General features: G+C 70.5%; 14 protein-coding genes. 8 read left to right on the top strand and 6 right to left on the bottom strand.

Annotation, left to right across the window (positions count from 1 at the left end):
• Positions 1–37: 37 nt before the first annotated feature.
• The 5 genes from MKL01_RS29290 to MKL01_RS29270 all read right to left on the bottom strand — a co-directional run bounded on the left by MKL01_RS29290 (position 38) and on the right by MKL01_RS29270 (position 4,489).
• Positions 38–1,528, bottom strand: a complete 1,491-nt coding sequence (locus MKL01_RS29290; protein ID WP_243908691.1) for a carboxypeptidase M32 — start codon at positions 1,526–1,528, stop codon at positions 38–40.
• 42 nt (positions 1,529–1,570) lie between these two features.
• Positions 1,571–3,373 carry an ATP-binding cassette domain-containing protein gene (locus tag MKL01_RS29285; protein ID WP_243908690.1) on the bottom strand — a complete coding sequence of 601 codons (1,803 nt, stop codon included), beginning with the start codon at positions 3,371–3,373 and terminating at the stop codon, positions 1,571–1,573.
• Positions 3,374–3,437: 64 nt separating this feature from the next.
• Complete coding sequence (locus tag MKL01_RS29280) at positions 3,438–3,674, bottom strand: hypothetical protein (protein WP_243908689.1); 237 nt, start codon at positions 3,672–3,674, stop codon at positions 3,438–3,440.
• 80 nt (positions 3,675–3,754) lie between these two features.
• Entirely contained in the window at positions 3,755–4,069 is a 315-nt protein-coding gene (locus MKL01_RS29275) for a polyhydroxyalkanoic acid system family protein (protein WP_243908688.1), read from the bottom strand.
• A gap of 108 nt (positions 4,070–4,177) precedes the next feature.
• The gene (locus MKL01_RS29270) at positions 4,178–4,489 is read right to left on the bottom strand and encodes a septal ring lytic transglycosylase RlpA family protein (RefSeq protein ID WP_243908721.1); all 312 of its coding nucleotides are present in this window, start codon (positions 4,487–4,489) and stop codon (positions 4,178–4,180) included.
• 486 nt (positions 4,490–4,975) lie between these two features.
• Between MKL01_RS29270 and MKL01_RS29265 the strand changes: the two genes are divergently transcribed.
• Positions 4,976–6,166: a site-specific DNA-methyltransferase gene (locus MKL01_RS29265; RefSeq protein ID WP_279604948.1), complete on the top strand. Its 1,191-nt coding sequence runs from the start codon at positions 4,976–4,978 to the stop codon at positions 6,164–6,166.
• Positions 6,167–6,481: 315 nt separating this feature from the next.
• On the opposite strand, the gene mutY is transcribed toward MKL01_RS29265, so the two are convergent.
• On the bottom strand, positions 6,482–7,825 hold the full coding sequence (gene mutY / locus MKL01_RS29260; protein WP_243908686.1) for an A/G-specific adenine glycosylase: 1,344 nt from the start codon (positions 7,823–7,825) through the stop codon (positions 6,482–6,484).
• A gap of 130 nt (positions 7,826–7,955) precedes the next feature.
• On the opposite strand from mutY, the gene MKL01_RS29255 reads away from it, so the two are divergent.
• The 7 genes from MKL01_RS29255 to MKL01_RS29225 all read left to right on the top strand — a co-directional run bounded on the left by MKL01_RS29255 (position 7,956) and on the right by MKL01_RS29225 (position 12,099).
• Positions 7,956–8,438: a DUF721 domain-containing protein gene (locus tag MKL01_RS29255; protein ID WP_243908685.1), complete on the top strand. Its 483-nt coding sequence runs from the start codon at positions 7,956–7,958 to the stop codon at positions 8,436–8,438.
• Positions 8,439–8,538: 100 nt separating this feature from the next.
• Entirely contained in the window at positions 8,539–9,183 is a 645-nt protein-coding gene (locus MKL01_RS29250) for a DsbA family protein (protein WP_243908684.1), read from the top strand.
• A 190-nt stretch (positions 9,184–9,373) separates the two neighbouring features.
• On the top strand, positions 9,374–9,748 hold the full coding sequence (locus tag MKL01_RS29245; protein WP_243908720.1) for an AtpZ/AtpI family protein: 375 nt from the start codon (positions 9,374–9,376) through the stop codon (positions 9,746–9,748).
• Positions 9,749–9,819: 71 nt separating this feature from the next.
• Positions 9,820–10,575: a F0F1 ATP synthase subunit A gene (locus MKL01_RS29240; RefSeq protein WP_243908683.1), complete on the top strand. Its 756-nt coding sequence runs from the start codon at positions 9,820–9,822 to the stop codon at positions 10,573–10,575.
• Between the two features lie 75 nt (positions 10,576–10,650).
• Positions 10,651–10,878: a F0F1 ATP synthase subunit C gene (locus tag MKL01_RS29235; protein ID WP_007566773.1), complete on the top strand. Its 228-nt coding sequence runs from the start codon at positions 10,651–10,653 to the stop codon at positions 10,876–10,878.
• A 140-nt stretch (positions 10,879–11,018) separates the two neighbouring features.
• Positions 11,019–11,597 (top strand): F0F1 ATP synthase subunit B', encoded by a 579-nt coding sequence (locus tag MKL01_RS29230; RefSeq protein ID WP_243908682.1) that lies wholly within the window; start codon positions 11,019–11,021, stop codon positions 11,595–11,597.
• Positions 11,598–11,613: 16 nt separating this feature from the next.
• Positions 11,614–12,099 (top strand): ATP F0F1 synthase subunit B, encoded by a 486-nt coding sequence (locus MKL01_RS29225; protein WP_243908719.1) that lies wholly within the window; start codon positions 11,614–11,616, stop codon positions 12,097–12,099.
• Positions 12,100–12,179 lie beyond the last annotated feature (80 nt).

Genomic DNA, 12,179 nt, shown 5'->3' with positions numbered 1-12,179 from the left:
CCGGCGGAAGGACGCGGCTGTCCTGCCAAGACCGCCTTCAGCCCGCCAGATATCGCGCCTCCAGATGCGCCCGGAACGCCTCCGTGCCGAGCGGCGACCCGGTGGCGCGGGTGAGCAGATCGTCGGTGCCGAGCAGGCTGCCGACTTCGTGGACGTTCGCCCGCAGCCAGCCCCGCAGCGGCCCGAAATTGCCGTCCGCGAGGCAGTCGGGCAGCGCCGGCTCGGCCGCTCGCGCGGCCCGGAACAGCTGCGCCGCCGCCAGGGCGCCGAGCGTGTAGGTCGGGAAGTAGCCGAAGGCGCCGCTGGGCCAGTGGATGTCCTGGAGGCAGCCGACGCGGTCGTCCGGCACGGTCAGGCCGAGGAGGTCCCGCAGGCCGTCGTTGAAGGCGCCGGGCAGGTCGCCGACCGCCAGGTCGCCGGCGATCATCGCGGTCTCGAGGCGGTAGCGCAGGACGATGTGGGCCGGGTAGGTCGCCTCGTCGGCATCCACCCGGATGAAGCCCGGCGCGACCCGGGTGTTGAGGGCGTGCAGGTTCTCCGGGGACCATTCCGGCCCCGAACGCCCGAACGCCTCGCGCAGAAGCGGCGCCAGGAAGGTGAAGAACGGCCGGCTCCGGCAGGCCTGCATCTCGATGATGAGCGACTGGCTCTCGTGCAGGCTCATGCCCCGGGCCGCGCCCACCGGCTGGTGACGCCACGGAGCCGGCCGACCCTGCTCGTAGAGGGCGTGGCCGGTCTCGTGGAGGACGCCCATCAGGGCCCGGCCGAAATCGGCCTCGTCGTACCGGGTGGTGATGCGCACGTCGTCGGTGGCACCGCCGCAGAACGGGTGCAGGCTGATATCGAGCCGGCCGCGGGTGAAGTCGAAGCCCACCGCCTCCATGAGCTTGAGGCCGAGCGCGCGCTGCACGCTGACATCGAACGGCCCGGCGAGCGGCAGCGGCGCCGGCCCCGACGCCTGGATCTCCCGGGCGCGGGCGATCAGCGCCGGGAGCCAGCCGGTCAGATCCGCGAAGAGCGGGTCGATCGTCGCACGCCGCATGCCGGGATCGTAGCTGTCGAGGAGCGCGTCGTAGGGGTCGAGGCCGAGGGCCGCGCCCTTCGCCTGACCGATCTCCCGCTGCAGCCGCAGCACCTCGGTCAGGTCCGGCGCGAGACTGGCGAAATCCGCGTCCCGCCGCGCCGCCCGCCAGACCATCTCGCAGCGGGAGACGGCGCGGGAGCTGGCCTCCACGAGATCGCGGGGCACCGCCGTGGCGTGCGCCTGGGCGCGCCGCATCTCGCGCAGGTTGGCGGCGGGCCACGCCTCGAGGATCCCGGCGCGCTCGGCGGCGTCGAGGTCCTCGGCGGCCGCGGGGGCCGTCAGCATCTCGTGGGCGAGCCCGCGCAGGATCGCGAGCTGGTCGCCCCGGGCCTCCGCGGCGCCATCCGGCATCAGCGTCTGCGCGTCCCAGCCGAGGATCCCGGCCGCGCCTTCGAGGGCGGCGAGGCGGGCGAAGCGCTGTTCGAGGGTCTGGTAGGCGGTCATGCGGTCTCCGGTCCGGTCGGTCACGCGAGGGCACGGCGGTACTCAGCCGGCCTGCAACATCTCGAGCTCCAGCCAGCGGTCCTCCGCCTGCGACAGCTCGGTCTCGGCCTGCGCCAACATGGTCGAGGCCTTGTCGAAGCGCCCGGGATCGCGGGCATAGAGATTGGGATCCGCCAGGATCGTCTTGAGCTGGCCGATCGCCGCCTCCAGCTTCTCGATGCGGGCCGGGAGCGTCTTCAACTCATGCTGGTCCTTGAAGCCGAGCTTGGGCTTGCCGGTCGGCTGCGGCGCCGGGCTGGACGACCGGTCTCGCGCCTCCTTCGCCTTCGGGGCGACGGTCCGCGCCTCGACCCCCTGCCCGCGCTGGATCAGCATGTCGCTGTAGCCGCCGGCATATTCGGCCCAGCGGCCGCCGCCTTCCGACACCAGCACGCTGCCGGCCACGCGGTCGAGGAAGTCACGGTCGTGGCTGACCAGAATCAGCGTGCCCTGGTAGTCGCCGAGCATCTCCTGCAGCAGGTCGAGGGTCTCAAGATCGAGGTCGTTGGTCGGCTCGTCGAGCACCAGCAGGTTGGCCGGCTGCGCCAGGGCGCGGGCGATCAACAGGCGGTTGCGCTCGCCGCCGGAGAGCACCGAGACCGGGGTCCGCGCCTGCTCGGGGGTGAACAGGAAGTCCTTGAGGTAGCCGATCACGTGGCGGCTGTGGCCGTTGACCGTGACGCTGTCGCCCCGGCCGCCGGTGAGGACGTCGGTGACGGTCATGCCCGGCTCCAGCACGGCCCGGGCCTGATCGAGCACCACCGGCAGCAGGTTGGTGCCGAGCACCACCTGCCCGGAATCCGGCGCGAGCCGGCCCATCAGCAGATTGATCAGCGTGCTCTTGCCGGCGCCGTTGGCCCCGACGATGCCGAGCCGGTCGCCGCGCATCACCCGCAGCGACAGGCCCTCGACGATCCGCCGCTCGCCATAGGCCTTGGCGATGTCGCGGGCCTCCACCACGAGGCTGCCGGACGATTCGGCGTCGGAGGCCTGCATGCTGACGCTGCCCACCGGCCGGCGCACCTCGCGGCGGTTCTTCCGGAGTTCGTGCAGGTTGCCGAGGCGGCGGACGTTGCGCTTGCGCCGCGCCGTGACGCCGTAGCGCAGCCAATGCTCCTCGGCGACGATCTTGCGGTCGAGCTTGTGCTGGTCGCGCTCCTCCTCCTCGAAGAAGGCGTCCCGCCACGCCTCGAAGCCGGAGAAGCCCTGGTCGATCCGCCGCGTCTCGCCGCGATCGAGCCAGATCGTGGCGCGCGACAGCGCCGAGAGGAACCGGCGGTCGTGGCTGATCAGCACGAGCGCCGCCCGGGTGCCCTTCAGCTCCGATTCGAGCCACTCGATCGCCGGCAGGTCGAGGTGGTTGGTGGGCTCGTCGAGGAGCAGCACGTCGGGCTCCGGGGCCAGCGCCTGGGCCAGGGCGGTGCGGCGCCCCTCCCCGCCCGAGAGCTTTCCCGGATCCTCGGCGCCGGTGAGGCCGAGGCTCTCCAGCAGGTAGCGGGCGCGGTGCGTGGACTCGCCCGGCGGCAGGCCCGCCTCGACGAAGTCGAGGGTCGTGGCGAAGCTCCCGAAGTCGGGCTCCTGCGCGAGGTAGCGGATCGTGGTGCCGGGCTGGACGAAGCGCCGCCCCTTGTCGGGCTCGACCAGGCCGGCGGCGATCTTCATCAGCGTCGACTTGCCGGATCCGTTCCGGCCGACGAGGCAGCTTCGCTCCCCCGGCGCGATGGTGAGATCGCCGCGCGTGATCAGCGGCGTGCCGCCGAAGGTGAGCGCGACGTCCTGAAGGGTGAGGAGCGGGGGAGCGGCCATGGGCCGGCTTATGGCAGCGCGGGGCGGCCTGTTCAAACGCGACGCCCCGCGAGAACGCCTCCCGTCAGGCGATCGGGTTGGCCGGCCCCGTCGGCGGGCTGATCGAGGGGCCGCCCGGATCGTTGACCGGGATCTCGGGCGGCTGGATGCCGGGGGACTCGGAGGGCGTGTTCCCGGGGATCTCGGGGCCGGGCGGCTGGGTCGGCGCCTGCGGCGGTTCGAAGGGGCGATCCGGGGTGGGGGCCGGCTGAGGCGGCACCTCGGGGACCTGCCCCGGGTCGGCGAGCGTGAACTGAGGCACCGGGATCCTCCGCGAGACGGACGGTGCAGACCCGCACCGTGTCGGCGGAAACAAGGTCGTGCCGATCCGGTTCCGGGACGCTACTTCTTGGTGAGCAGGAGGTTGCCCTCCTTGCTGGCCACCTTCTGGATCTTCTCGGCGAACAGCGCGAGCAGAAACGGCAGCTTCACCTCCAGGCGCACGCTCTCGGCGCCGACGTCGATCGTGCCGGCGACCTTCTGCGCCACCGCCGAGACGCCGAAGTCGAGCCGGTCGCCGGTCCAGGCGAGCTGGTCGACCGTGATCCCGCTCTTGGCCAGGAACGCCCGCGCCTGCTCGGTCCCGTGCTCGAGGCGCCTCTTGGCCTCGTCACGGCCGAGGTCGTGCGGGATGTCGACGATGAGGGGCTTGGGCATGCGGCTGATCCGGACTGAACCCGGCAGCAGATGGGGCCTTCGGGCGCGGCAGACAACGCCCGGAACCGCCCTGCCCGCTCGGGACAGGGCGGCCGGGCCTCGGCGCCGTCAGTTCAGGACGTGGAGGGAGACGTAGGTCGTGCCGCCCATGCCGAGGGCGCGGGCGGAGCCGCGCGACAGATCGATGATGCGGCCGCGCACGAACGGACCACGGTCGTTGATGCGCACGACCACGGAGCGGCCCGTCCGCTGGTTCTCGACGCGGACGCGGGTGCCGAAGGGCAGGCTGCGATGGGCGGCCGTCATCCCGTTCGGGTTGAAATGCTCGCCGTTGGCGGTGCGATGGCCGCTGCCGTACCAGGAGGCCGCTCCGCTCTGCGCGGCGGCCGGGAGGGTTGTCCCGAGGACGGTGGCCAGCATTCCAAGAGTGACGACGAACTTTCCGAAACCAAACTGCATTCTCAACGCATTCCCTTGTTTTTTCGGGACGGCGCCAGTCGTTTCGGAAACAGGCCGCAATAAGGCATGTCTATGCGCCGGGCGGAAGCGGCATTCCGCCGGGCCGTTTTTGGCCCGTGCTGATTACATGCGGGAGTGTTGCGCGACGTTTCTGGTTCGTCTTGCAAATACGCTGAGGCAAGTCGAACTGCGTGTTCTGGAAGTCCTTGTGCGGACGAGCCCAAGATTGCGCGGACGAGGCATAATTGCCTAAGCGTTGCACTGAGAGGGACCCTGTATCCCGCTCGGGTGGACACGACCCGGCCGGCGTCGCCGCTTCGGACCGGATTTTCGACCCGGCAAAAAGTGCAGCCCCAGAACGGGACGTCCGCCGACAAAATCGGAAAACCCGACCTTTACCCTGTCCGACGCATGGTCTGCCGGTCAGTCGCGTAACCGGTGTTTGCCATGGCTTCCCCGCGTACCGTGGCTGCCGACGCCGTCGCCCGGAAACAGGTCTCGCGTGCCGGGCGGCCCGCGTTGGCGCCACGGATGGGTCTCGTACCCGCCCAGCGTTCCCTACCCCTCGACCAGGTGCTGGTCGGGGATTGCATCGCGGCGATGAACGCCCTGCCGGCGTCCAGCGTCGACTGCGTGTTCGCCGACCCGCCCTACAACCTCCAGCTCGGCGAGGCCGGCCTGCTGCGTCCGGATCAGAGCCGCGTCGATGCCGTCGACGACGACTGGGACAAGTTCGCCACCTTCGAGGCCTACGACGCCTTCACCCGGGACTGGCTCGCCGCCTGTCGCCGCGTGATGAAGCCGAACGCGACCCTCTGGGTGATCGGGTCTTACCACAACATCTTCCGGGTCGGGAGCGCGTTGCAGGATCTCGGTTACTGGATCCTCAACGACATCGTCTGGCGCAAGGCCAACCCGATGCCGAACTTCCGCGGCAAGCGTTTCACCAACGCCCACGAAACCCTGATCTGGGCGTCGCGCTCGGCGGAGTCGAAGGGCTACACGTTCCACTACGACGCGCTGAAGGCCGGCAACGAAGACCTCCAGATGCGCTCGGACTGGTTCATCCCGCTCTGCACCGGCGACGAGCGGCTGAAGGATGCGGACGGCCACAAGGTCCACCCCACCCAGAAGCCCGAGGCCCTGCTCGCCCGGACCCTGCTGGCCGCGACCAATCCCGGCGACGTCGTGCTCGACCCGTTCTTCGGCACCGGCACGACGGGTGCCGTCGCCAAGCGCCTCGGCCGCCGGTTCATCGGCATCGAGCGCGAGACGGTCTACGCGGACGCCGCCCGCGCCCGGATCGCCGCCGTCGAAACCCTGTCGCAGGCGGCCCTCATGGTGGCGCCGACCAAGCGCGCAGAGCCGCGGGTGCCGTTCCTCTCGGTGATCGAGGCCGGGCACATCCGCCCCGGCGAGGTCGTCACCGACGAGCGCCGCCGCTTCCGCGCCACGGTGCGTCCGGACGGCCAGCTCGACAACGGCCTGGTGATCGGCTCGATCCACAAGATCGGCGCCCTGGTCCAGGGGCTCCCGGCCTGCAACGGCTGGACGTTCTGGCACGTGGAGCGGTCCGGCAAGCCGGTGGTGATCGACAGCTATCGGGCCGGCCTGCGCCGGGCGATGGCCAACGGCTGAAGCCGTTTGCGTTCCAAGCTTTCGGGTCAAGCCTGCGGGTGATGACGCTCTCCGCCATCACGAGCGAGGCAACGTGACCCGGATTGCTCCGCTCCGCTCGCAGAGACGGCGGCGAGACATCTGAATCCGACCCGCTCCCCCTGATCCTGAGGTGACCGCGAAGCGGGCCTCGAAGGAGGGCTCCAGCCAGCCGCGCGCGCTCTGGACGGCTCCTTCGAGGCCTCCGCTTCGCTGCGGCACCTCAGGATGAGGGGTGAGTTGGAGGACACTTGCCGCCCCTATCCGCCGCGCGCTCCACGTCTACCGCGCGCGGCTTCAGCGCTTTCTCGCCGCACCAGTCCGCCGCGCTGGTGGCCGCGCGCGCATCGTGTCGGCGGTCGGCTCCACCTCGCCCTCGAGCAGATCGTCCGTTTCCGGCGCCGGCGGCGGCGCGGGCTTCGGCCGGGGCTTCGGCACCGCCCGCACGCTCGGGCGCGGCGGGGGATCGGGCATCGACAGCGGCGCCTCCATGGCGGCCAGCAGCGGCATCGGCGGCGGCTCCTTCTTCGGGCGCCCGCGGGGCTTCTTCTCGGGTTCCGGCTTCGGATCGAAGGCGTGGGCCAGGACCTTGCGCATCAGGCCTGGCAGCGGCTCATCGTCGAGGGCGGAACGGGGGGTGAATCGCATCCCGGGCGGCGCCGGCGTCGACAGGGCCACCCGGGCGGCGAACACCGTCAGCTCCAGCGGGAAATGCGTGAAGCCGTGGCGGACGAGCCCCGGCAGCCGCTTCCAGCGGGCATCGAGGGGCGCGTCGAGCAGGGCGGCGGCCACGTCGTAATCCGGTTCCCAGGCGCTGCCCGGGGGCTCGGCCATGGTGCCGAGAAGCCCCTCGGGTGCCCGCGTCCGGAGCAGCACCGCCTCGTCGCCGCTGCGGATCGCCACGAAGGCGGCCCCGCGGCGCAGGGCTCCCTTGGCCACCTTGATCTTGCGCGGGAACGTTTCCTGCGTGCCGAGCGCCCGCGCCCGGCAGGGCAGCATCCAGGGGCAGAGGGCGCAGGCGGGACGCCGGGGCGTGCAGATCGTCGCGCCGAGATCCATGAGCGCCTGCGCGAAGTCGCCCGGGCGGTCCTCGGGAACCAGGTCCTGCGTCAGCCGACGGATCTCCGGCCGGCTGCCCGGCAGGGGCGCCTCGACCGCGTAGGCCCGGCTCAGCACCCGCTCGACATTGCCGTCGACCGCGGCCTCGGGGCGGTCGAAGGCGATCGCGGCGATCGCCCCGGCGGTGTAGGCGCCGATCCCCGGAAGTTTGCGCAGCCCGTCGGCTGTGTCGGGGAAGCGCCCGCCCGCAGCCGCGACCGACTTGGCACAGGCGTGGAGATTGCGGGCGCGCGAATAGTAGCCGAGCCCGGCCCAGGCCGACATCACCGCCTCTTCGGGGGCGTCCGCAAGGGCGAACACGTCGGGGAAGCGCGTGAGGAACCGCTCGAAATACGGCCGGACCGCCGCGATCGTGGTCTGCTGCAGCATCACCTCGGAGAGCCAGACCCGGTAGGGGTCGGCCACCGCGCCCGCCGGCGCCCGCCAGGGCAGCACCCGCCGGTGCCGGTCGTACCAGGCAAGCAGGTCGTCGGCGCGCGGTCCGGGACCGGGCTTGGTATCCTTGGCGTGGCGGGTTGGCATGAGCAGGCCGGCAGGGTCGGCGCTGCATACCCGGAGACCGGCGGCGATCATAGGGCGGCGCGCGCGTCCTCCCTTCGTCAACCATCCTGCGCTAAGGTCGCTGATCCGCAGGGGCAGGGCCCAGACCACCATGGCGCGCGTCAAACCGCTGGCCGAGCTGATCGAGAGTTGCATCGGGCCGGCCTTCGCGGCGCAGGGCTTCGCCTCGACCGATATCCTGGCTGCCTGGCCGGAGATCGTCGGCGAGCGGCTGGCCCGCTATTGCCGGCCGTCCAAGCTGGAATGGCCCAAGCGTCGCCGCAAGGATTCGGGCGCGCCCGAATCCGGCACGCTCGTGGTGCGCGTCGAGGGCGTCTTCGCCCTCGAACTGCAGCACCTGGCGCCCGTGGTGATTCAGCGGATCAACGCCCATTACGGCTGGGCCTGCGTCTCCCGGATCGTGCTGCAGCAGGACCGGGTCGGTCGCGGCGGGCGGATCGCCGCCCCCGCCCGGATCGATCCCGCCCGGGCCGACGAGGTCCAGCGCGCCCTCTCGGGAATCGACGACGAGGGGCTGCGCGCCGCCCTCGATCGCCTCGGGATTGCCGCCGTGGCCACGCGGCCTGAACGCTGACCGGTCCCCGGCGAGGCAATTCGGTCGCCTTGCCAGGACAGCCGCGCCCCGTTACCCGATGCCGGACGCCAAGACTGGTCAATCCGGCGGAGCTTCCCCGATGACGACGCGACGCGACGCTCTCAAGTTTTCCGGCCTCGCGCTCGGCGCCGGCCTCGCCCTCCCGTATCTGGCGCAGGGCGCCCGGGCGCAGGGGGTTGACGCGGCCGCCCTGTTGCAGCCGGGTCCGCTCGGCGATGTCTGGCTCGGCCCGGCGGACGCCAAGTGCACGATCATCGAATACGCGTCGATGACCTGCTCGCACTGCGCGGCCTTCCACCGGACCACGTGGCCGACCCTGAAGGAGCGCTACATCGACACCGGCAAGGTGCGGTTCACCCTACGCGAGTTTCCGCTCGACCCGCTGGCCACGGCGGCCTTCATGCTAGCCCGGTGCGAGGGCGATACCAAGTACTACCCGATCACCGACCTGCTGTTCGACCAGCAGGCGGGCTGGGCCTTCACGCCGAAGCCCGTGGATGCGCTGGAGCAGATGCTGCGGCAGGCTGGCTACAGCAAGCAGACCTTCGAGGCGTGCCTGAAGGACCAGAAGATCTACGGTGCCGTCAACGCCGTGAAGCAGCGCGGGCTCGACGTCTTCAAGGTCGACTCGACGCCGACGTTCTTCATCAACGGTGAGCGTTACACCGGCGAGATGACGGTCGAGGGGATGGAGAAGGTGATCAAGCCGCTTTTGGGCGCCTGATCGGCGACCGGGGCGACACGCGGAGGGGTGCTCCGGCGCGTCGTTCGAAACTGGAATACCAAACCAAAATCAAAGACTTACTGTGTATGGGGTTCGCCTTGACACTCAAGATGGGCGAAACTATGGTGCGCCGCGCTTGCTGGGGGCGTCCAGCCGGTTCCACATCCTCCCGCCCGACGAGTTCGAAGCCGTGACCGGCGAAGGCCCCAGGGACGGGAAAGGGACCGAGAAGACGCCGACGGACAGCGAACTCTCCGCGAGGCTCAGACGTCTCGAGACGCAGATCGAACGGAAGCGGCCGAAGGCTGCTCCCGATCCTTCCTTGCGCGCTCGGAACGGCGGGTCCTCATCGCTGGGACAGGCCCTGACGCTCTCGACCGAGTTCGTCGCGGGCGTGATCGCGGGGGGCATACTCGGCTGGATCGTCGATCATGTCTTCGGGACCAAACCCTGGGGCCTGATCGTCCTTCTGATGCTGGGCTTCGTCGCGGGGGTCTACAACGTGATGCGGGTGTCGGGATTCTCCGGCGCGCGTCCCGAACGGCGCGACCGGCAGGAGCCGTAAGGCGCGCCGGCGGGGATGAATCAGGGCGACCGGCGATGCCGGCGCACCGAACAGGAAGGGCGGGAGCGGGAATGGCGGTCACGATCGACCCGATCGAGCAGTTCGAGCTGAAGCCGCTCGTATCGCTGGGCCATATCGGCCATCAGCAACTCGCGTTCACGCAATCCGCCCTCTACATGTTCGCCGCCGTGGGGGTGATCGCGCTGATCACCATCGTGGCGACCGCGTCCCGCTCGGTGGTGCCGGGCCGCATGCAGTCGCTGGCCGAGATCTTCTACGAGTTCATCGCCGATACGGTCCACCAGGCGACCGGCGACGGCGGCAAGCGGTTCATGCCGCTCGTGTTCTCGCTCTTCATGTTCGTCCTGATCCTGAACCTGTTCGGGATGATCCCCTACGCGTTCGCGGTGACCAGCCACCTGATCGTCACGTTCGGCCTCGCGGCCCTGGTGATCTCCACGGTGGTGATCTTCGGCGTGATGAAGCACGGGACCCACTTCTTCGGACTGTTCGTGCCGTCGGGCGTGCCCAAGCCGCTCCTGGCGATCCTGGTGCCGATCGAGATCATCTCGTTCATCTCGCGCCCGATCAGCCTGTCGGTCCGTCTGTTCGCCAACATGCTGGCCGGTCACATCGCGATGAAGATCTTCGCATTCTTCGTCGTCCAGCTTCTTCTCGCGGGGGCGTGGAGCGTGCTATCGCCGCTCCCGCTGTTCCTGACGATCGCGCTGACCGCTCTCGAGTTCCTCGTCGCGGCACTTCAGGCCTACGTCTTCGCGACGCTGACGGCGATCTATCTCAACGATGCCCTTCACCCCGGCCACTAGTCACCAGACCTGGCCGGCTCCACCCGCCGCAAACGTCAACGCACGTTTCGATCTGAAGAGACCTCAGGAGTTACCATGGATCCCGTCGCTGCGAAGTACATCGGCGCCGGCCTCGCCTGCCTCGGCATGGCGGGCGCAGGCATCGGCCTCGGCAACCTGTTCGGTCAGTTCCTTGCCGGCGCCCTTCGCAACCCGTCTGCGGCCGACGGCCAGCGCGCCACCCTGCTCCTGGGCTTCGCCCTCACCGAGGCGCTCGGCATCTTCTCGCTGCTGATCGCGCTGCTGCTGCTCTTCGCCGTCTGATCGGCGCGCCGGAGGCCGCGGGTTCACGGCCTCCTCGGGCAGCCGCCCGATGAACGGGTGGGCGCTCCCCGGGGGGCGCCCGCTTCTTCCGTCACCGCCCCGGCGGTGGCCTCAGCGAACGGTGTCAGTGTAGCGGTCTCATGGCTCAGCCCAATCCCCTCACCACGCCGCCTCCGGGCGCCGACACGCAGATCGTGCCGGGCCATACCGAGCACACGGAGGCGCATACCGGCGCCTTTCCGCCCTTCGAGAGTTCGGGCTTCCTGGCGCAGCTGATCTGGCTCGCGCTGGCCTTCGGGCTCCTCTACTATCTGATGGACAAGATCGCGCTGCCGCGGATCCAGTCGATCCTGCACGCGCGCTCCGAGCGCCTGCGCGCCGACCTGGACCAGGCGCAGGCGATGAAGGCCGAGGCGGACGCCGCCGGCGTGGCCTTCGAGACCGCCCTCCGGGACGCCCAGGGCAAGGCGCGCGACATCGCGCAGACCACCCGGAACGCCCTGGCCGCCGAGGCCGAGGTCAAGCGCAAGGCGCTGGAGGCGGAGCTGAACGCCAAGATCGCCGCCGCCGAGGCGACGATCCGCACCCGGACCGAGGCCGCCATGGGCAACGTCCGCGCCATCGCGGGCGAGGCCGCGTCGGCGATCGTCGAGCGCCTCACGGGTCAGGCCCCGGAGCGGGCCAGCCTCGATCGCGCCCTCGACGCTACCGCACACTAGCCGGGAACCCACGATGCTGCTCGAAGCCGAATTCTGGGTCGCCGTCGCGTTCGTCGTCTTCCTGGGCATCGCCTGGAAGGCCGGGGCCTTCTCGACGATGATCAAGGGCCTGGACGGCCGCGCCAACCGGGTCCGTCACGAACTCGACGAGGCCAAGCGCCTGCGCGAGGAGGCGGCGGCCGTGCTCGCCGACTACAAGCGCCGGCGCGCCGAGGCCGAGAAGGAGGCCGAGTCGATCGTCGCCGGTGCCCGCGAGGAGGCCGAGCGCGCGGCCGAGGAGGGTCATCGCAAGCTCGACGACTTCCTGGCCCGCCGGACCCTGGCCGCCGAGACCAAGATCGCCCAGGCCGAGGCGCAGGCCGAAGCCCAGGTGCGCGCCGCCGCCGCCGAGGCCGCCGTGAAGGTGTCGGAGACGATCCTGCGCGAGCGGATGCAGGGCGAGGCCGCGCAGGGCCTGATCCGTGCGAGCCTCGGCGAGGTCCGGACCCGCATGCGGTCCTGATCCCGTCCCGGCAATCGATCGTCCAGAAGCCGCCTCCGGGCGGCTTTTTTCGTTTTCGGACCGCCGCGCCGAACATCGGC

The organism is Methylobacterium sp. J-070 (assembly GCF_022829385.1).
In the GTDB taxonomy this organism is placed as follows: Bacteria; Pseudomonadota; Alphaproteobacteria; order Rhizobiales; family Beijerinckiaceae; genus Methylobacterium.
This window is presented reverse-complemented; position numbering and strand designations above follow the sequence as displayed.